12 protein-coding genes are annotated in these 20,033 nt (G+C 33.3%); 9 read left to right on the top strand and 3 right to left on the bottom strand.

Going from position 1 to position 20,033, the window contains the following annotated elements; translation table 11 throughout:
• The first annotated feature begins 222 nt into the window (after window positions 1-222).
• Entirely contained in the window at window positions 223-5,739 is a 5,517-nt protein-coding gene (locus tag OJ995_RS03980) for a DUF8693 domain-containing protein (RefSeq protein ID WP_264368249.1), read from the top strand.
• 187 nt (window positions 5,740-5,926) lie between these two features.
• On the top strand, window positions 5,927-7,894 hold the full coding sequence (locus tag OJ995_RS03975; RefSeq protein ID WP_264368248.1) for a phage tail-like protein: 1,968 nt from the start codon (window positions 5,927-5,929) through the stop codon (window positions 7,892-7,894).
• A 1-nt stretch (window position 7,895) separates the two neighbouring features.
• On the opposite strand, the gene OJ995_RS03970 is transcribed toward OJ995_RS03975, so the two are convergent.
• Complete coding sequence (locus tag OJ995_RS03970; RefSeq protein WP_264368247.1) at window positions 7,896-8,219, bottom strand: hypothetical protein; 324 nt, start codon at window positions 8,217-8,219, stop codon at window positions 7,896-7,898.
• Window positions 8,220-8,247: 28 nt separating this feature from the next.
• Between OJ995_RS03970 and OJ995_RS03965 the strand changes: the two genes are divergently transcribed.
• The 7 genes from OJ995_RS03965 to OJ995_RS03935 all read left to right on the top strand — a co-directional run bounded on the left by OJ995_RS03965 (window position 8,248) and on the right by OJ995_RS03935 (window position 17,394).
• The gene (locus tag OJ995_RS03965) at window positions 8,248-8,427 is read left to right on the top strand and encodes a C1orf53 family protein (RefSeq protein ID WP_111567629.1); all 180 of its coding nucleotides are present in this window, start codon (window positions 8,248-8,250) and stop codon (window positions 8,425-8,427) included.
• 131 nt (window positions 8,428-8,558) lie between these two features.
• The gene (gene hutU, locus OJ995_RS03960) at window positions 8,559-10,535 is read left to right on the top strand and encodes a urocanate hydratase (protein ID WP_264368246.1); all 1,977 of its coding nucleotides are present in this window, start codon (window positions 8,559-8,561) and stop codon (window positions 10,533-10,535) included.
• A 59-nt stretch (window positions 10,536-10,594) separates the two neighbouring features.
• The gene (locus OJ995_RS03955) at window positions 10,595-11,113 is read left to right on the top strand and encodes a DUF4136 domain-containing protein (protein WP_264368245.1); all 519 of its coding nucleotides are present in this window, start codon (window positions 10,595-10,597) and stop codon (window positions 11,111-11,113) included.
• 114 nt (window positions 11,114-11,227) lie between these two features.
• Window positions 11,228-14,065 (top strand): AsmA-like C-terminal region-containing protein, encoded by a 2,838-nt coding sequence (locus OJ995_RS03950; RefSeq protein WP_264368244.1) that lies wholly within the window; start codon window positions 11,228-11,230, stop codon window positions 14,063-14,065.
• A 49-nt stretch (window positions 14,066-14,114) separates the two neighbouring features.
• Window positions 14,115-15,164 carry a DUF6340 family protein gene (locus OJ995_RS03945; protein WP_264368243.1) on the top strand — a complete coding sequence of 350 codons (1,050 nt, stop codon included), beginning with the start codon at window positions 14,115-14,117 and terminating at the stop codon, window positions 15,162-15,164.
• A gap of 96 nt (window positions 15,165-15,260) precedes the next feature.
• On the top strand, window positions 15,261-17,018 hold the full coding sequence (locus OJ995_RS03940) for an aromatic amino acid hydroxylase (protein ID WP_264368445.1): 1,758 nt from the start codon (window positions 15,261-15,263) through the stop codon (window positions 17,016-17,018).
• Window positions 17,019-17,085: 67 nt separating this feature from the next.
• Window positions 17,086-17,394 carry a rhodanese-like domain-containing protein gene (locus OJ995_RS03935; RefSeq protein WP_264368242.1) on the top strand — a complete coding sequence of 103 codons (309 nt, stop codon included), beginning with the start codon at window positions 17,086-17,088 and terminating at the stop codon, window positions 17,392-17,394.
• A gap of 30 nt (window positions 17,395-17,424) precedes the next feature.
• On the opposite strand, the gene OJ995_RS03930 is transcribed toward OJ995_RS03935, so the two are convergent.
• Together OJ995_RS03930 and OJ995_RS03925 are read right to left on the bottom strand one after the other, a co-directional pair.
• A complete protein-coding gene (locus OJ995_RS03930; protein WP_264368241.1) occupies window positions 17,425-19,092 on the bottom strand; it encodes a hypothetical protein in 1,668 nt (555 codons plus the stop codon).
• A 6-nt stretch (window positions 19,093-19,098) separates the two neighbouring features.
• Window positions 19,099-20,031, bottom strand: coding sequence for an OmpA family protein (locus tag OJ995_RS03925; RefSeq protein WP_264368240.1), 933 nt, complete (start codon window positions 20,029-20,031; stop codon window positions 19,099-19,101).
• Between the last annotated feature and the right edge of the window lie 2 nt (window positions 20,032-20,033).

The raw sequence follows: 20,033 nt of genomic DNA, 5'->3' as shown, positions 1-20,033 counted from the left end.
GACTAACTTAATCGTTAGTCCTTGTTTTTTTATGGTAATATCATCAAAACATTAACAAAAAAACATTTCTAATAATTTTAGACTAACTAACACTTAAGAGTTATCAACAAAATAACCATTTTTTAACAAAATATTCATTTTAAGTTGCACAGTAAACAAAAAAAATTAAATTTGTGCTAAAATCAACACAATCAACTATAAACTACAATTTTTTAACTTAAAATGAAAACTCTTTCCCCTTATTGGAAAAACTTTTTGGTTTTTCTTTTTTTTGTTTTTACAACTACATCGTTTGCGCAAGGAACGTCATGCGCCAGTGCTGAAAGCTTGACTATTAATGGCACTTGTGACGCAGCATCTATAACCGACAGCACACAAGATACACCAACCGCAACTGGTTGTAGCATAGGTACTTTTCGAAGAGAAGGATGGTACACTTTTACCGTACCTGCTGGTCCAAATTTGAGCATTACTATAACTGCTAATGCCTCAAATAGAGATTTATTTTTACAATTAATATCATCTACTTCCTCTTGTTCAGGTTTAGCTCAGATAAATTGTGCAAATACAAACACTACAGCTGGAGCACAAACTGAAACTATTACAACAACATTATCTCCTGGTATTTATTATATTAAAGTAATAAACAATGGAAACAATAATGATATGAACTTAACAAGTATTTGTATCACTACTCCATGTACAGGAACACCAAATGCAGGAACAACATCCGTTTCTCCTACTTCAGGCGTTGCAGGTTCTAGCTATACTGTATCGAATACCGGGTATTCAACAGGGATAGGATATACTTACCAATGGCAATATAGTACAAATGGTGGTGGAACTTGGACAAATCAGGGAACAGCTACAAGTACTTATTCAAATTATACTGCTACAGCACCTGCTTCCGGAACTGTAATATGGCAATTAGTAGTAACTTGTACAAATAGCTCACAAAGTGCTACATCAACTTCCGATACTTTCACAACTACTGCAGCATACTGTATTCCTACAAATACTTACTCAACATCCTACTATATTAGTGGAGTTACAACCACTGGAGGAATTGCGAACATTTCTAATACACCAACTGGATTTTCTGCTTACACGAATTATTCGGCTCAATTTGTAAGTCAAATTGCAGGCTCCAGTTTTTCAATAACAGCTACTCACCCATCAAGTACTTATGGTTATAATGTATGGGTAGACTGGAATAACGATGCTGATTTTAATGACGCTGGTGAAAATGTAATTTCAACAGGTTACCTTTCTACTCCAGCAAACTTAGGCTCTATTACAATTCCTCTTGCACAACCAGCTGGAAGTTATAGAATGCGTATAAGAAATGCTTATTTAAGCAACCCTGCTCCTGCTTGTGGAGATTTTGATTACGGTGAAGCTGAAGATTACACTATTCAAGTTGTATTACCTCCAGCATGCTCTGGAACACCTACTGCAGGAACTACAAGTGTTTCACCTGTATCAGGAAATCCTGGCTCTTCTTATACTGTTTCAGCAACAGGCTATACTTTAGCGACTGGATTAACTTTTCAATGGCAATATAGTACAAATGGTGGAAGCACTTGGACAAACCAAGGTGCAGCTACAGGTACTTATTCAAACTACACAGCAACAGCTCCTGTATTAGGAACAACAGTGTTATGGCAGTTAATTGTAACATGTACAAGTAATGGGCAAAGCGCTACTTCAAATTCAGCTTCTTTTACTTCAGTTTCAACACAAAATATACCAACTACGGGTAATAACTCTGTTACTTGTGGAACTAATATTCTTTTATATGACAATGGTGGTAGTACAGGTGACTACGCAAGTAGTTCAACAGGTTACACCGTTCTAGATGCCGGTCTTGGAGCTACAATAAATATTTCAGGAAATTATGTAACAGAGAGCGGATTAGATTACATCAGAATTTATGACGGAACTGGAACTGGAGGAACTTTATTGGCCTCTTATTCTGGTACAGGATCAATAAATTACACTGGTACAGTTGGACAAACTTTAACTGTGCAATTTTATTCTGATGGTTCAGTAACATATTCTGGATTTAGTCTTTCTGTTACTTATAGCGGAGTTTGTTTCCCAGCTTGTTCAGGAACTCCATCAGCAGGAACAGTTTCTGTTTCTCCTAACAATGGTGGACCAGGTTCAACATATACGGTAGCTGCAACCGGAATGACATTAGCAACCGGAATGACTTATCAATGGCAATCAAATACTAACGGTGCTGGATGGGTAAATGTTGGTGCTTCAACCAGCTCTTATTCTAATTATTCTGCAACTGCTCCTGTAACTGTTGGAACAACTGTTGCTTGGCAATTGGTAGTTACTTGTACAAACAGTAGTCAATCTGCAACTTCTACAAATAGCACATTTACTGTAGTAAGCATTTTAAACATACCAACTTCAGGCAATAATACTGTAACTTGTGGAACTAATATTACACTTTATGACAATGGTGGTTCTACTGGAAATTATGCGAATAATTCATCTGGTTATACAATTTTAGAAGCTGGACTTGGAGCTATTATTAATATATCAGGTAATTATACAACTGAAAGTAGTATAGATTACATTAGAATTTATAGCGGAATTGGAACTGGCGGTACACTATTAGCATCTTACTCTGGTACAGGCACAATAAATTATACGGGGACAGCAGGTCAAACTTTGACCGTTCAATTTTATTCTGACAGTTCTGTAACCTATTCTGGATTCAGTCTTTCTGTTTCTTATAGTGGTGTTTGCTTCCCTGCTTGTGCTGGTTTACCAGTGGGAGGAACTGTTATCACCAATCCAAATACTGGGTGGCCAGGTTCTCCTTATGTAGTTTCTGCTACCGGATATACCCAAGCTTTAAACTTAACATACCAATGGCAATATAGTACTGATGCTGGCGCAACTTGGACAAATGCAGGAGCTGCAACTAGTTCTTATGTAAATTATAATGCGACTGCACCAGCAAGCGGATTAGTTCATTGGCAGTTAGTCGTTACATGTACCAATAGTGGTTTAAGCGCCAATTCAAATACAGCAATATTTACAACTATGACTGTTAGTGATGTAGCAACAGGTTGTCCTAATGTTGTTTCTGGTGGTTTAGGTTTAAATGGATTAGATCCTGCAGCTATAAACTGTACAGCAGCTTCTACTTGTGTAGATCTTGAAGCAACCTATTTGGATTTAGGAGAAACAACAAATTATATTGTTGAACCAATTGCTTATAACCCACCTTTTGCTTTTAACGGACTTGCAAATCCAGTGAGTGTTAATACTGATGACGTTTATTCACCTCTTATTAATTTGCCATTTGATTTTTGTTTCTACGGTAACACTTACAATCAATGTACAATTGGTTCTAACGGTATTTTATCATTCAATACTTCTTTAGCTGGAACATCAAGCGGATATAGCTTTAGTAACAATATCCCTATTAGTGGAGATGCAAGATTGAAAGAAAATTCAATTTTCGGAGTATTTCATGATATCGACCCAGGTGTAGGCGGTGAAGTTGGCTGGCAATTAATTACATTACCAACAGGTTGTAGAGCATTAGTTGCTTCTTGGTATAACGTACCAATGTTTTCTGACAATTCAATACTATATACCGGAATGATGGTATTATACGAAAACTCAAATGTTATTGAAATTTACATCAAAGAAAAAAATATTGACAATAACAATGTTTCTCCGTGGAATGGTGGGAATGCAGTAGTAGGTATTCAAAACGCTACAGGCACACTTGCATCGGTTCCTCCTGCAAGAAATGGTCTTGACACCAATTGGACAACTACGAATGAAGCTTGGCGTTTTGTTCCTAGTGGAAATTCAATCGCTTCAATTAAATGGTATGAAGGAGCTGGTACAACAGGACCAGTAGTAGGAACAACACCTACATTGAGTGTATGTCCAACTTCTACAACAGTATATACAGCAGAAATAACTTACACATTATGTGATGGAAGAACTATAAAAGAAGTTGACCAAACTACTGTAACTATAAATGGATCTAAAGTATGGAATGGTTCAGTTAGTACTAACTGGAACGTAGCTAATAACTGGACTCCATCAGGAGTTCCAACTGCCTTAGATTGTGTTGTTATTCCAGATACTGCAAACGATCCTATTATTTCAGGAACTAACTTTAACGGATTAGGCTTAAACTTAACTATCAACAATAATGCAAACCTAACTGTTACGACAAACAATGATTTGACAATTACAAATTGGGTTAACATATATTCAACTGGAGACTTAATTTTACAAAATAGTGCTAGTTTAATTCAAACAAACAATGATGTTAATCAAGGCACAATGCACATGACAAGAACAGCAAATATTCGCAAATTAGATTATGTATATTGGTCTTCTCCTGTCACTTCATTTGCTAGTTCTGCTATTTCTCCAGGAACACCAACTTGGGCTATTTACAAATGGAATCCAACAATCCCAACTAATACAAATGGATTTGGAAATTGGGTGAGCGGAAATGAAACTATGGCTTTAGGAAAAGGATATATTGTTAGAGGCCCTGATAGTTTCACATCTACTGTAGCTCCTTTCAATGCTGTGTTTGCAGGAACACCAAACAATGGAACTATCACCACTCCAATTTTCAGAGGAACGTGGAATGGAGGAACATACTCTACTGGCGTTTCAACAACATTAGGAACAAACGATGATGACAATTGGAATTTAATTGGAAATCCTTATCCTTCTTCAGTGAGAGCTATTGATTTCTTAACACTAAATACAAATATCGATGGGTTTATAAAAGTATGGACGCATGGTACTTTACCAAGTTCAGCTATTGCGGATCCATTCTACAATAATTATGTATACAATTATACTCCAGGTGATTATATTACTTACAATAGTTCAGGAACTTCTTCAGGTCCAGGAGTATTTAATGGAAATATTGCTGCTGGTCAAGGATTCTTTGTATTGATGAGACACACATCTGCTTCTGCTGCTGAAAATGTAACATTTAATAATTCAATGAGAAGTAGTACATACGATAACAGTCAATTCTTCAGAACTTCTAATGAAAACGGAAGAATTTGGCTAGATTTAATTGCTTCAAATGGCTCTAATATAAGAAACCTAGTTGCTTATGCTGATGGCGCGACTAATGACAGAGATCGTTTATTTGATGCCATTACTGATGAAAAGTTAAACTTAAATTTATATTCATTAATTGGAGAAAAACCAATGACTATTCAAGGAAGAACTTTACCATTTGATCAAGAAGACAGAGTGCCTATGGGAATAAAAGTTCCTCAAAGTGGAAATTACACTATAGGAATTGGAACTGTTGATGGTTTCTTCTCAGATGCAAGTCAAGACATTTATCTAGAAGATTTACAAAATAATATTATTCATGATTTAAGACAATCACCTTATAATTTTACTTCCACAGAAGGTAATTTCCCTAACCGTTTTGTATTACGCTATACAAATGAAACTCTTGGAAATGATGATATTATTACTGACGATGCTAACTTATGGGTAATTTCATCTGAAGTTCTTTCAGTAAAATCAACTAAAAACGAAATTAAATCTGTGCGTGTTTTTGATGTTTTAGGAAGACATTTAGCGTATTATCCAAATGTTAATGGATATGAAGTACCTTTAAATACCATTCAAAAAAACAATGCAGGTTTGATTATTCAAGTAACATTATCAAACGGAACTGTTATTAGTAAAAAAGCGATTTACTAAACAAATAAAAACTACAATAAATAAGCCTCAACATGATGTTGAGGCTTTTTCTTTTTCATACAATATTATTTGTATAATTAAAAAAAATAACATTTATTTTAATTTTTGTTATAATATTTTGAACTTACTTATTAAAATCATACTTTTGCACCCGTTTTAAAAACCCCTAAATTTGAAAACTTATTATATGAAAAAAGTATTATTTATCATTACTACATTACTTATTGGTGCAAACATGACAGCACAAGTGGGTGTTGGCACAACTTCACCTGCTGGAGCACTTGACATAACATCAACAAATGATGGTTTATTAATTCCGAGAATAGTTTTAACCGCTACTAACGTGGCAACTGTAACAACTCCAACAGAATCTGAATTAGTTTATAACACAGCTACTTCTGCTGCGGGACCTAACCAAGTTACTCCTGGTTTTTATTATTGGAACGGAACATTATGGGTTAGAGTTGGAGCTGGCAGTTCTAATGATTGGGCTTTAACTGGAAATTCAGGAACTACACCTGGAACAAATTACATAGGAACTAGTGATGCTCAAGATTTAAGAATTAAAACTGGTGGAAACGATCGTCTAAACATTTCAAATACTAATGGACAGTTACAATCTTATTTTGCTGGAACAAATACAGAGCCTGCTTTCTCTTGGAATGCAGACCCAAACACAGGAGTATTTCGCTCTGCTGCAGATAATTTAGGATTAACAACTAATGGAGTTGAAGGATTAAGAGTTAGAGAAAATAGTAATGTTAGTATTGGAGCAACCTACGCCTCAACAAATGCAGCACCAACAAACGGATTAAGAGTAGAAGGAAATACCGTAATTGGAAAAGCATCTGGAGAAGATTCTAGAGATAGTTTTTCATCACATACTTCTGCATCTTCATTTCAAACAGTAAATGGTTATCCAAATAACACTAAGAAAAGAGCAATTTCTGGTTATGCTGACGATAGTGGTATTGGTGTTTTTGGAGTTTCAAACAAAACTGGATATGGAGTAGTTGGTCTAACTCAATCAGGCACAATTTCAAGCTTTGTTCAAACTGGAGAAGGTGTATTAGGTCAAGCCGATGGAGCTACTGATGCTTCAATTACAAAAATTCCAATCGGTGTACATGGTATTATTGATGAAACAGTTTCTGGTAAAATAGTTGCTACACCTGTTTTAGGAGAAAATAATAATATTACAATTGGTACAGGATTAGGTGGAGGTGCCTATAATTCTTCAGCACCTGCAATTGCAGGAGTATATGGTAATATTGGAACAAGAGCTACTTCTGTTTCTACTAATACATATCAGTTTGGTGTTATTGGAGATATATTATTATTAAACGGGGGTGCTGGCCAACCAGATGCAACCGGAGGAGTATTAGGAACTAGTGCAAGTGGTGATTTTGGTATTTTAGGATATAAATCAAAAAACGGTACAAATTATAGTGTATATGCAGGAACAACAAACAATGATTATGGAAATGGAACTGGTAGACTTTCTAATTCAAATATAGCTAACAACAAAATTGGTCTAGGAATTAATGGTGGTTTTATGGGTGGTTACGTTAAAGGAAATCAATTTGGATTAATGACACAAGGTGATGAATTTGGAATGTATGTTCAAGGAAATACAATCACAAACGAACCAATTGTACAATTAACAGAAACAAATAATTCACAAAGAACAATCTCATATACCGCAACTTCTACTGAAGTAGATGTAACAACAAGAGGTGTAGGAAAACTTTCTAATGGAGAAAGCTACATTACATTCAAAGAAGCATTCAAAAATTTAGTTTCTAACAATGAAGCAATTAATATTACCATTACTCCTACTGGAGAAACTAATGGTGTTTATATTAGTAAAGTTACAAATGATGGTTTCTATGTAAAAGAAAACACAAACGGAAGAAGCAATGCATCTTTTAATTGGACGGCAATTGGAACTAGAAAAGGTTATGAAAATGGGGTAGTAATTTCAGATACTGTTTTATCTAATAATTTTGACAAAAACATGAATGGAGTTATGAATAATGATGGTGGTAAAGAAGAAGGAACTCCTATCTATTTTGATGGAAATAATGTTCGCTTTGAGAGAATACCAGAAGGAATTATTCAATACAATACAAAAGAAGCACCTAAAAAGAAATAATTTAGAACTTCAAAAAATTCCAAAAAGACCTCCTCTTTAAATAGTCGAGGTCTTTTTCATTTGTATAGGCTTCCCGTTCAAAAGAAATATTATAATAAGCCTCTCTCCTATCTTTATATTGAATTAACCTTACCAAATATTCAACAAAATACCAAACAAAAAAGAAAACAATCAAAAGTTCTAATTGTTGTTTGATATGAATTCTCTCATGATTCAATAATACAGCATGTGATTTATCTTTTTTATCAGATAAAAACACAAATGGAAAAAAGGTAAAACCTCTAAACCCTTTCGGAATTAAATATTTAAAAACTATTACAATCATTTCATGCAAAGTTGCTAAATTTGTCGATATGAATAACGATTTAAATCCGAATAATTTAAAGGAAGGTGAAGATTTCTATTACACACCCGAAGGATACAAGTGTTTCACAGAAAAATACCATCTAAAAAGAGGCTATTGTTGTAAAAGTGGATGCAGACATTGCCCTTATGGTTTTGATAAAAAAACCGGAACCACCAAGAAAAAATAAAATGGACATACAATTATTCAAATACCGAATCAAAATTCACAAGTCCTATCACAGGTCTGACATTCGTTATCCCTAGTTTTCTAAATTATGACTTTAAGAAAAAACAATGTAAACGAATTAACACAACAAAAATGACATTTCAAGAACAAATACTACAAGGCATTCCATCGGTTTTACCAAATCCAAAACCGTATGAAACTGAAATAAATCACGCTCCTAAAAGAAAAGAAATTCTTTCTGAAGAAGAAAAAAAATTAGCTTTAAAAAATGCACTTCGCTATTTTGAATCAAAACATCATGCCGAATTAATTCCAGAATTTAAAGCTGAATTAGAAACTTACGGAAGAATATACATGTATCGTTTGCGTCCAGACTACAAAATGTATGCTAGACCAATTTCAGAATATCCTGGAAAATGCGAACAAGCAAAAGCGATTATGTTGATGATTCAAAACAACTTGGATTATGCCGTAGCACAACATCCGCATGAGTTAATTACCTATGGTGGAAACGGAGCTGTTTTCTCCAATTGGGCTCAATATTTATTGACCATGAAATATTTGGCAGAAATGACTGAAGAGCAAACTTTAGCCATGTATTCGGGTCATCCAATGGGATTATTTCCATCGCATAAAGACGCACCAAGAGTTGTGGTTACTAACGGAATGGTTATCCCAAATTATTCTAAGCCAGACGATTGGGAGAAAATGAATGCGTTAGGTGTTTCGCAATACGGACAAATGACGGCTGGAAGTTATATGTACATTGGCCCACAAGGAATTGTACACGGAACAACAATCACCGTTTTAAACGGATTTAGAAAAATTAAAAAATCTCCAAAAGGCGGATTATTCGTAACTTCTGGTCTAGGAGGAATGAGTGGCGCTCAACCAAAAGCAGGAAATATTGCAGGTTGCGTGACCGTTTGTGCCGAAGTAAATCCAAAAATCACACACATTCGTCATTCACAAGGTTGGATTAACGAAATTGTAGAAGACATTACATTATTGGTTGCAAGAGTTAGAAAAGCACTAGAAAATCAAGAAGTAGTTTCGATTGCTTACTTAGGAAACGTTGTAGATGTTTGGGAACGTTTTGATCAAGAAAATTTACATATTGATTTAGGTTCTGATCAAACTTCTTTACACAATCCTTGGGCTGGTGGCTACTACCCTACTGGTTTTTCATTTGAAGAATCGAATGAGATGATGGCTAATAATCCTGAGAAATTCAAAGAAGAAGTTCAAAAAACCTTACGTCGTCATGCAGCAGCGATAAACAAGCACACTGCAAAAGGAACCTATTTCTTTGATTATGGAAATGCCTTTTTGTTAGAAGCTTCTCGTGCTGGAGCAGATATTATGGCAGAAAACCATATCGATTTCAAATATCCAAGTTACGTACAGGACATTATGGGGCCAATGTGTTTCGATTATGGTTTTGGACCATTCCGTTGGGTTTGTGCTTCAGGAAATCCAGAAGATTTAGCTAAAACAGATAAAATTGCTTGTGATGTTTTAGAAGAAATGATGAAAAACTCGCCGTCAGCAATCCAACAACAAATGGCCGATAACATTCAGTGGATTAAAGGTGCTCAAGAAAATAAATTAGTAGTGGGTTCCCAAGCTCGTATTTTATATGCTGATGCCGAAGGACGAATTAAAATCGCGGAAGCTTTCAATCAAGCAATTGCACGTGGAGAAATTGGTTACGTAATTTTAGGAAGAGATCATCACGACGTTTCAGGAACAGATTCACCTTATCGCGAAACTTCAAATATTTATGATGGTTCTCGTTTTACAGCTGATATGGCTATCCAAAACGTAATTGGAGATAGCTTCCGAGGCGCAACTTGGGTTTCTATTCACAATGGCGGTGGCGTTGGCTGGGGCGAAGTAATTAACGGTGGTTTTGGTATGGTTCTTGATGGTAGCAAAGAAGCATCAAGACGCTTAGAATCAATGCTTTTCTGGGATGTAAACAACGGGATTTCAAGAAGAAGCTGGGCAAGAAACGAAGGAGCTATTTTTGCAATAAAAAGAGCCATGGAGACGCAACCTTTATTGAAAGTTACCATCCCTAATATAGTAGACGATTCATTATTGTAGTTTAAAGTTAATGAGAATCAACTTTAAACTTGAAACTCGAAACTTTTAAACTTATTTATATGAAAACATTAAAATTACTTTCGATATTTTTAATAGCTACTTTAGCTTCATGCAGTTCTATTAATGTCAATGCTGATTATGACAAAAATGCTTCATTTAGCAATTACAAAACGTATGCCTATATGAAAAACAACCTCGACAATATTGCTATTTCAGATTTTGATAAAAAAAGAATCTTAAATGCAATTGACGAAGTTATGGCAACTAAAGGCTTTACTAAGTCAGAAAGTCCAGATATTATTGTAAATATCTTCACCAAAGAGCGTGAACGAGTAGATATTTATCAAAATTATAGTTTTGGCTGGGGCTGGGGACCTTATTGGGGAATGGGAATGAATCGCCCAGCAGTTACAACCACTCCTGAAGGAACACTATTTCTAGACTTTGTTGATGCTAAAACAAAAGAATTAGTTTGGCAAGGACAAGGCACCGGATATCTAACTAAAAACAGAGAAAAGAAAGATGCCTTGATAAAAGAGTTTGTAAATAAAATATTAGCACAATATCCTCCAAAATAATCTTTTAAAAAAATATTAGAGTCAACTTTTAGTTGGCTCTTTTTATTTTTCACATTTTTAAAATACAAAGTAAAAATTTGTAGTAATTTCGTGCCAAATAATCATTTGATAAAAATGGCGCAATCAAAAAAATCAATACTTGTTAAAATTCTAAAAGTAACAGGAATAACTTTTGTTATTTCATTATTATTAATCATATTATTACCCATAGTTTTTGCTGACACTATTACCGAAAAAGTAAAAGTATTAGCAAATAAAAACTTAGAAGGAGAGTTAAATTTCAACGAATCGGAATTGTCTTTTTTTAAACATTTTCCTTCTCTAACCTTAACTTTACATGAACTAAATCTAAATGGTTCTCAACCTTATAAAAACAAATCATTAGTTTCTGCTAAGGAAATAAGTTTCGGTATCGATGTTTGGTCAGTAGTTTTTGGAAACCAAACCGAAATTGAAGAAATTTATTTAGAAAAGGCTAAAATAAATATTTTAGTTAATCAAAAAGGGGAAGCTAATTACAACATATACAAATCCGATTCAAAAGACACTACAACTTCTTCTGAAAGTGCTTCTTTAAAATTAGAAAACATTCAAATTAACAATAGTCAATTAGTTTACAACGACAAATCAACCAAAATTATTATAGAAGCTAAAGGTTTCAATTACAAAGGAAAAGGCGATTTATTAGAATCTAATTTCAGCTTAAAAACTTCGGCAAAAATTGATAGCTTGAGTTTTACTTATGATAAAAATGAGTACTTAAAAAACAAGAAATTAAAAGCAGATTTAATCACAAAAATCAATACCAATTCACTTTCATTTGTATTTGAGAAAAATGATTTAGTCATCAACAAATTGCCAGTAGAATTTACAGGCTTCTTTGATTTCTTGAAAAATGGTTACCAAATGGATTTCAAATTGAAAACCGAAAACAGTGATTTAGATGATTTATTTACAGCTTTACCTGCCGAATATGTTTCTTGGATGAATGAAACGAAGATGAAAGGTAAAACAACCGCTTTCTTAACGTTGAAAGGAAAATACATCGCTTCGGAAAATTTGAGTCCAGAAGTGAATTTCAATATTAAAGTTAGAGATGGCTATGTAAAACATGAAAAAGCGCCCTATCCGGTAGAGAATATTTTCTTGAATTTCGATACAAAATTACCAAATTTAGACATCAACCAACTTAAAGTGCGATTAGACTCTTTGTACTTTGATGTTAACAAGAATAATTTAAGTGCGATTTTAATTTCGGATGGTTTTGGAAAAAAGATAACCATCGATTCAAAAGTAAAATCGAAATTAGATTTGGCTTTTTTGAGTAATGCGCTTCAAGTTCCGAATTTCAAATTGGCTGGAAATTTAGATGCCGAAATTGTTTCCAAAGGAATTTACAGCAAAGAAGATAAAAAATTCCCTATTACAAAAGGAAATTTTGAAATCAAAAACGGATTAATCCAAACCGCTTATTATCCGAAACCGATTCAGAATATTAATTTAAAAGCTAATTTGAATAGTCCAACGGGTAATTTCAAAGATGCTTCTTTTATACTTTCTCCAGCGAATTTTACATTTGAAGGCGAACCTTTTAATTTAAATGCTTCTTTTAAAAATTTTGATGATATTAATTATGATGTTAAAGCAAAAGGAACTCTAAACGTTGCTCGAATTTACAAAGTTTTCTCGCAAAAAGGATTGGATGTAGATGGTTTCATCAAAGCTGATTTGAGTTTGGCAGGAAAACAAAGCGATGCTTCCAACGGAAGAATTGGCAACTTAAAAAATAGCGGAACTCTTGAAGTAAAAAACATCAAAACCACAAGTGATTATTTAGCAAAACCTTTCTTAATTGAAAACGGATTGTTCACGTTCAATCAAGACAAGATGAATTTTTCTAATTTCAATGGAAAATATGGAACGTCAGATATTTCAATGAATGGAAATTTAGAAAACGTAATCAATTTTGTACTTTCAGAAAATCAAATTTTAAAAGGAAGCTTCAATCTTACATCGAATTTCTTAAATATAAACGAATTTATTCCAACAATAACTTATGAAACTGATGAAGAAGCTGAAAAAACAGAAGTTTCAGGAGTAGTTGAAATTCCAACCAACTTAAATGTTTCTATCCAAACTAATGCTGCAAAAACGCAATACGAAGACGTTACGATTGAAAATTTAAGAGGAAATGTACTTATTCAAAACGGAACCTTACATCTTTCAAAAGGAACGCTTGGCATCATTGGAGCTACTGCAAAAATGGATGCATTTTATAAAAACGAAGGCACACAAAAAGCCTATTTTGATTATAAAATTAATGCTTCCGAATTTGATATTAAACGCGCTTACAACGAAATTAAAATGTTCCGAGAAATCGTAACCGCTGCAGAAAGTGCGGAAGGAATAGTAGGTTTAAATTATTCGATAAAAGGCGTTTTAAACAATCAAATGGAACCTGTAATGCCGTCATTAGAAGGAAGCGGAACACTTTCTGTAAAAAAAGTTAAAATGAAAGGTTTCAAATTATTGAATGTAGTTTCGGCAAAAACCGAAAATCCTGATATTAAAGATCCAGATATCTCTAAAGTAGATATAAAAACTACTATCAAGAACAACATCGTAACTATTGAGCGTTTCAAATTCAAAGTAGCTGGTTTTAGATTGCGTTTTGAAGGGCAAACAAGTTTAGACGGAAAATTAAACTTAAAAATGCGAATTGGATTACCACCTTTAGGTATTTTAGGAATTCCAATTAAAGTTTTGGGAACACAAGAAAATCCGGATATCAAATTAGGTAGAAAATCAGAAAATTTAGAAGAAACAGAATATGTTGATGGTGTAACTCCTATTAATACAACAGTTCCTGCTACTACAACTCCTACTCCAACAATTCAGAATGATAGTGTTCCAAAAATTGAACCAGCTGTTCCAGTAGAAAAAGTGGAGTAAATATATTGAAGTGTCATTTTTATTTCTATTTTTAACCAAAATTGAAATTATGAATAAAAATTATCTCAAAATACTAGTTGTTTCAATTCTATTAACACTATTTGTATCGTGCAGTTCTACTAATGGATTAACACTTCCAGTTACAGAACCAGCACCAGTTTTATTAAACAAACAGACTTCTAAAATTGGAATCGTAAACAGAAGTTTACCTGATAAAAAATATGAAGTTTTTGATGCGGTTGATAAAATTTTGTCTGCTGAAGGAAAAAACTTAGATAAATTAGGAAGCTATACGGCTATTGAAAATTTAAAAAGCGAACTTCTGAAAAACAATAAGATTCAAAATGTTATTCTTATTGATACTTTAGAATCAAAAAAATACGGAATAGACCAGTTTACTAGCGAATTGACTTGGGAAAAAGTGAACGAAATTTGCAAAGCCAATAACTTAGATGCTATTTACGAACTTTCCTATTTTGACACCGATTCTAAAATAAGTTATAGAACCATTAAAAGCGAAGCTAAAAACGCATTTGGGCTTACAATTCCAGTAATTGAACACGAAGCTACTGTTACTACTTTAATCAAATCAGGTTGGAGAATATATGACAATAATGATAAAGCAATTGTTGATGTATATACTACAAACAACTCTGTACAATTAAACGGAAGAGGAATCAATCCTATGAAAGCATTTGAAACGATTAAATCGCGAAAAGACGTTGTTCTTTCTGTTGCTAAAGATATTGGTACCAATTATGCTTCTCAAATTATGCCTTATCGCATAAGAGTAAATAGAGATTACTATGTAAAAGGAACTCCAAATTTTGAAATTGCAAAGCGAAGAGCTCAAGCAGGTCAATGGGATAGCGCTGCTGAATTATGGCTTTTAGAAACAAAAAACCGAGATCCGAAAATTGCCGGAAGAGCTTGCTACAACATGGGAATCATCAATGAAATTAATGGTAATCTTGATGCTGCGATAGAATGGACAACTAAATCTTACACCGATTATGGTGATAAAATTGCATTACGCTACATCAATATCCTTAAAAACCGAAAAGCAAAAAACGAACAACTAATCAGAGAAACGAATTAGTATTGTTTAAATAAAAAACAAACTATCAAATTCTTAAAAAACTTTCCTGCTTTCTGAAAAATTCGTAATTTTACCTCAAACATGACAAGTAAAATTATGGAAACGCATTTTGAAAGCAATCCGCTGATTGACAGATTACCTAAGCATTTAAAACAATTCATTAAACCTCAAGTTTATGATGATTACACTCCAATAAACCAAGCGGTTTGGCGTTATGTAATGCGCAAAAATGTGTCTTATCTTTCAAAAGTAGCGCATAATTCTTATTTAGAAGGTTTAGAAAAAACGGGTTTAGAAATTGATAACATTCCAAATATGTATGGAATGAATCGTATTTTAAAAGAAATTGGTTGGGCTGCAGTTGCCGTTGACGGATTTATTCCACCAAACGCTTTTATGGAATTTCAAGCGTATAATGTATTAGTTATTGCTTGCGATATTCGTCAGTTAGAACATATTGAATATACTCCCGCTCCCGATATTATTCACGAAGGTGCTGGCCACGCTCCTATTATTGCCAATCCAGAATATGCTGAATATTTAAGACGTTTTGGCGAAATTGGTTGTAAAGCAATTTCCTCTTCTCGTGATTATGAATTATACGAAGCCATTCGTTTGCTTTCTATTTTGAAAGAAGCAGAAGATACTCCTGAATCTGAAATCAAAAAAGCAGAAGAGCAAGTTGATTTCTTACAGAATAATATGGGCGAATTATCAGAAATGTCGCGCATTAGAAATTTACATTGGTGGACAGTTGAATATGGCTTGATTGGAACGGTTGAAAACCCAAAAATCTATGGTGCAGGACTACTTTCTTCAATTGGAGAAAGTGCTTGGTGTATGACCGATAACGTGAAAAAAATCCCTTATGATATTTCAGCGGCAGACCAAAGTTTTGACATTACAAAACCTCAACCACAATTATATGTTACTCCTGATTTTGCTAAATTAAGTTCAGTTTTAGAAGAATTTGCTAATACTATGGCTTTGAGAACAGGAGGATTATCTGGAGTTCAAAAATTAATCAGTTCAAAATCATTAGGAACAATTGAATTGAGTACTGGAATTCAAATTTCAGGAGTTTTTACCAATGTAATTGAAAATGAAGGAAAACCTGTATATGTTCAAACAACAGGAAAAACGGCGCTTTCTTACAGAGAAAAAGAATTAGTAGGTCACGGAACAGAATATCATGCAGAAGGTTTTGGTTCACCAATAGGAAAACTGAAAGGAATCAACTTAGCCATTGAAGAAATGAGTCCAAGAGATTTGCGTGCATATGATATTTACGAAGGCGAACAAATTACTTTAGAATTTGAAGGAAATATCACGGTTAAAGGAGATATCATAACAGGTTCTCGTAATTTACAAGGTGAAATTTTATTGATTAAATTCAAAAACTGTACGGTTACTCATAACGATACTGTTCTTTTCCAACCAGAATGGGGAATTTACGATATGGCTGTGGGTAAAAAAGTAATTTCTGCTTTTTCAGGACCTGCAGATGTGAATAGTTTTGATATGATTAATCACGTACCTTCATCGCAAACCATCAAACAGAAAAAATCTGTTGAAAGAGAAGAATTAGAAAAACTTTATGCAAGTGTTCGTAATATAAGAGAAGGAAAACCTTCGACTACCACTTTAAAAGAAGCATTTGCTTCCGTTTCTGCAGGACATCCTAACGATTGGTTGTTATCAGTTGAAATTGCTGAATTAGCTAAAAAAGAAGGAAATTCAGATTTAGTAGATAAAGCATTAAATCATTTAGAAAAAGTAAAAAGTAATCGCCCAGAAGTTGCACATTTGATTGACAACGGATTGGAATTAATTTTTGAAAAAGCAAATGCTTAACCAAAGTAACTTTTGTTACTGAAAAGATGTACAATCGCCTTTACCTTTGTCAAAAAAAGAAACAATTATGGGAATTTTAGATTTTTTAGGATTAGGAAACAAAACCAATGAGGTACAAGATTACGTTCAAAAAGGCGCTATTATTTTAGATGTTAGAACGCCAGAAGAATTTAGAGACGGACACATCAAAGGTTCAAAAAATATTGCCTTACAAGTTTTAAATGGAAACATTGAAACCATCAAAAAATGGAACAAACCTATTATCGCTTGTTGCCGTTCCGGAATGAGAAGCGGTCAAGCGACTTCCATTTTACAACAACACGGAATTGATTGCATCAATGGTGGTGGTTGGCAAAGTTTAGAAAGTAAATTATAAAAGAAAGTCCCGATTAAATCGGGACTTTCTTTATTCTATTTTTTTAAAATTCATTCCGTCATGATATTTTTTATTATAACGAAAATGAAACATTTCTAGTTTACGCATTGTTAATTTAGCACTTTCAAACCTTCTTTTTTCAATTTCTGAGAGTGGTTTATAACCATTCCAAATATCTACACCTTGATTAAAAAATACATCATTATATCCTTTTAATCTCCAACTTACTGCAGCCAAATAGTTATAAGCAGACCAAGCATAATTTAAATCAACAGCTTTTTTAAAATAAATGAAGCAATTTATTTCTGGTTCATTTGTTTCTCCCGCAGCAACCATTAAACCGTAGGCATTTAACGCAGATGGTTCATTTTCTTGTACTGCTTGATAAATCAAATCTTTAGCTTTACTACTGCTGTGAGGACTGTAACTAAAACCCTTTGGACTATATTTACCACAAGAGAAGCATTCATAAGATCCTTTACACTCTTTTGAAGCATTAAATTTCCCTATTTCATTTCCATCGATAAACTTAAAAACATCAAATAATTCTAACACTTCAATAAAAGAAAGCCCTTTTATTCTTGCGATATAAACAAAATCTTGATACTCAAATTTTTTAAACTCTTTTGATTTCTTTTTTAAAAAATCAAGCATGACTTGATTTCTATAGACATAATTATTAAAACTTTCATTTTGTTCGTAATATGCTTGTGTTGGACAATTTAATTGTTTTAAAAAATAACTCTCAGCAATATCCTCTTTTTTATCTTTTAAAGCTTGTTTAGCGATAACAACATACGGTGAATTATCAAAATTTATTTTGCCAATTCCTATTTTAAAAGCTTCAGAATAGTCTTTTTCCAAACTCAAAAAATAATTCCTAACTTCAACTTTTCTTTTTAAGAATTCTTTAGGATTATTACAGTAATTTAATTCTGAAAATGTTGGATCATCATTTATTGGTTTAACAAAAACACTATGTTCATAACGCATGCCATTAAAAAAAATAGGCATCACCTCGATGAGTAAAAACCTGTTAAGCTCCTCTTTTTTATCAGGATACATTTTTTTTAATTTTTCAATTGAACTAAAAGCTGTCAATGGAAATTCCTTAAAAGTATAAACATAATAAAGCAATTCACCATAATCAGTTGTATTGATTTCATTATTGAATTTTTCAACATAACCCGCTAATTCAAAGGCTTTAGCTCTAAGAATCCTTTTTCCGTTTGAATTATTATCAGAATCATTAACAAACGAGAAAGAACCTAATAAATTGACTAATGCATCACCTTCTTCAACACCAAAGCCCATAATTTCGGGGATATTTTGTCTAATATATTCATTTTCTCTTTTATCATCTTCAATCCTGATTCTCTTCCATTCTTCTCTCTTTAATCTATCTCGTTCTTCTCTATCTCTTGCTTCTGCAGCTAGCTTTACACGATATGCAATATCATCTTTTTGTTTTTGACTCATCATGTAAGGAAAACTTTTACCTGGTGCATAACTACCCGTTGATCCTTGCTTACTATTAATATTAGCTCTATGTGATGCATTATTAATATTAATACGATCTTGGCGCATTTGCTCCAATTTATAAGTATTAGAAGAATGATAAGCATCTCCATATTGGGCAAAAACACCTTTAAAAGAGAGCATTAAAATCAAAAATGAAATAAATTTACAATAATTCATAACCGTTTATTTTACAATAATAAACTCGACACGTCTATTTTTTTGTCTTCCTTCAAAAGTATCGTTTGAATCTACAGGTTTTTCTTCACCAAATCCTATTGCGGTCATTCTAGTTTCTTCAATTCCATTGGTGACTAAATAACTCATAACTGATTTCGCTCTAGCGTCTGATAATTTTTGATTTGCGGCATCGCTTCCAACATTATCGGTATGACCTGAAATATCAATTTTCTTATCTTTATTGCGTTTTAAATAACCTACCAATTCATTTAATTCTGAAAAAGAAGATTCTAAAATCACAGCACTGTTAGTATCAAAAAGTACATTTCTCAATACCACAGGTTGGTCTTCCACAATTTTTAATTTTACTTCTTGACATTCGTAGAATTTAATTCTATCTAAACCAAAATCATTTCCGTCCCAATCAGGATTTTGACTCACAATTCTAATTTCAATTTCTTCTGTTCCTTCTGAGTTCCAAAGGACAAAAAACTGTTCCCATTTGTTTAATTTTTTTGGACATTTAAAAGGCACATCTAACAATTTTCCATTAATAGAAAATTGTAATACAGCCGGTGGTCCTGTCTTCACATTTAAAGTACTAGTCCAACAAGAGAAAAAATAAGTGGTATTCTTTTTAACTGAAATCTTTTGAGACCAAACCGTCATATTTTCTCCGTTTGCACCATCAACCGTCATGAAGTTTCCTTCTCCTTTTCCTTTAAAATAAATGGGCGAAAACTTATAAGCATCATCGGTAATTCTGTAATTACCTGCTCCCGCCAACTCTTCTTCATTGTAATCGGAATCAAAAGGTGTGCTTCCTTCTTCAAAATCTCCGTTCTTTACTAAGTTTTGTTCACTTGTAATTAATCCCTCAGGACATTGTGAAAATGCTGCCGATGTGGCCAATATCATCAAATAAATTACTTTTCTCATGC

The organism is Flavobacterium lacisediminis, assembly GCF_025909975.1.
GTDB classification, from domain to species: domain Bacteria; phylum Bacteroidota; class Bacteroidia; order Flavobacteriales; family Flavobacteriaceae; genus Flavobacterium; species Flavobacterium lacisediminis.
The sequence above is the reverse complement of the archived record's forward strand: the minus strand, read 5'-3'. Positions and strand labels throughout refer to the sequence as shown.

What these genes read in the sequence shown, in the direction of transcription:
- OJ995_RS03980 (WP_264368249.1), top strand. Translation starts at nt 223, where the DNA reads ATGAAAACTCTTTCCCCTTATTGGAAAAACTTTTTGGTTTTTCTTTTT.
- OJ995_RS03975 (WP_264368248.1), top strand. Translation starts at nt 5,927, where the DNA reads ATGAAAAAAGTATTATTTATCATTACTACATTACTTATTGGTGCAAAC.
- OJ995_RS03970 (WP_264368247.1), bottom strand. Translation starts at nt 8,219, where the DNA reads ATGATTGTAATAGTTTTTAAATATTTAATTCCGAAAGGGTTTAGAGGT.
- OJ995_RS03965 (WP_111567629.1), top strand. Translation starts at nt 8,248, where the DNA reads ATGAATAACGATTTAAATCCGAATAATTTAAAGGAAGGTGAAGATTTC.
- hutU (WP_264368246.1), top strand. Translation starts at nt 8,559, where the DNA reads ATGACATTTCAAGAACAAATACTACAAGGCATTCCATCGGTTTTACCA.
- OJ995_RS03955 (WP_264368245.1), top strand. Translation starts at nt 10,595, where the DNA reads ATGAAAACATTAAAATTACTTTCGATATTTTTAATAGCTACTTTAGCT.
- OJ995_RS03950 (WP_264368244.1), top strand. Translation starts at nt 11,228, where the DNA reads ATGGCGCAATCAAAAAAATCAATACTTGTTAAAATTCTAAAAGTAACA.
- OJ995_RS03945 (WP_264368243.1), top strand. Translation starts at nt 14,115, where the DNA reads ATGAATAAAAATTATCTCAAAATACTAGTTGTTTCAATTCTATTAACA.
- OJ995_RS03940 (WP_264368445.1), top strand. Translation starts at nt 15,261, where the DNA reads ATGGAAACGCATTTTGAAAGCAATCCGCTGATTGACAGATTACCTAAG.
- OJ995_RS03935 (WP_264368242.1), top strand. Translation starts at nt 17,086, where the DNA reads ATGGGAATTTTAGATTTTTTAGGATTAGGAAACAAAACCAATGAGGTA.
- OJ995_RS03930 (WP_264368241.1), bottom strand. Translation starts at nt 19,092, where the DNA reads ATGAATTATTGTAAATTTATTTCATTTTTGATTTTAATGCTCTCTTTT.
- OJ995_RS03925 (WP_264368240.1), bottom strand. Translation starts at nt 20,031, where the DNA reads ATGAGAAAAGTAATTTATTTGATGATATTGGCCACATCGGCAGCATTT.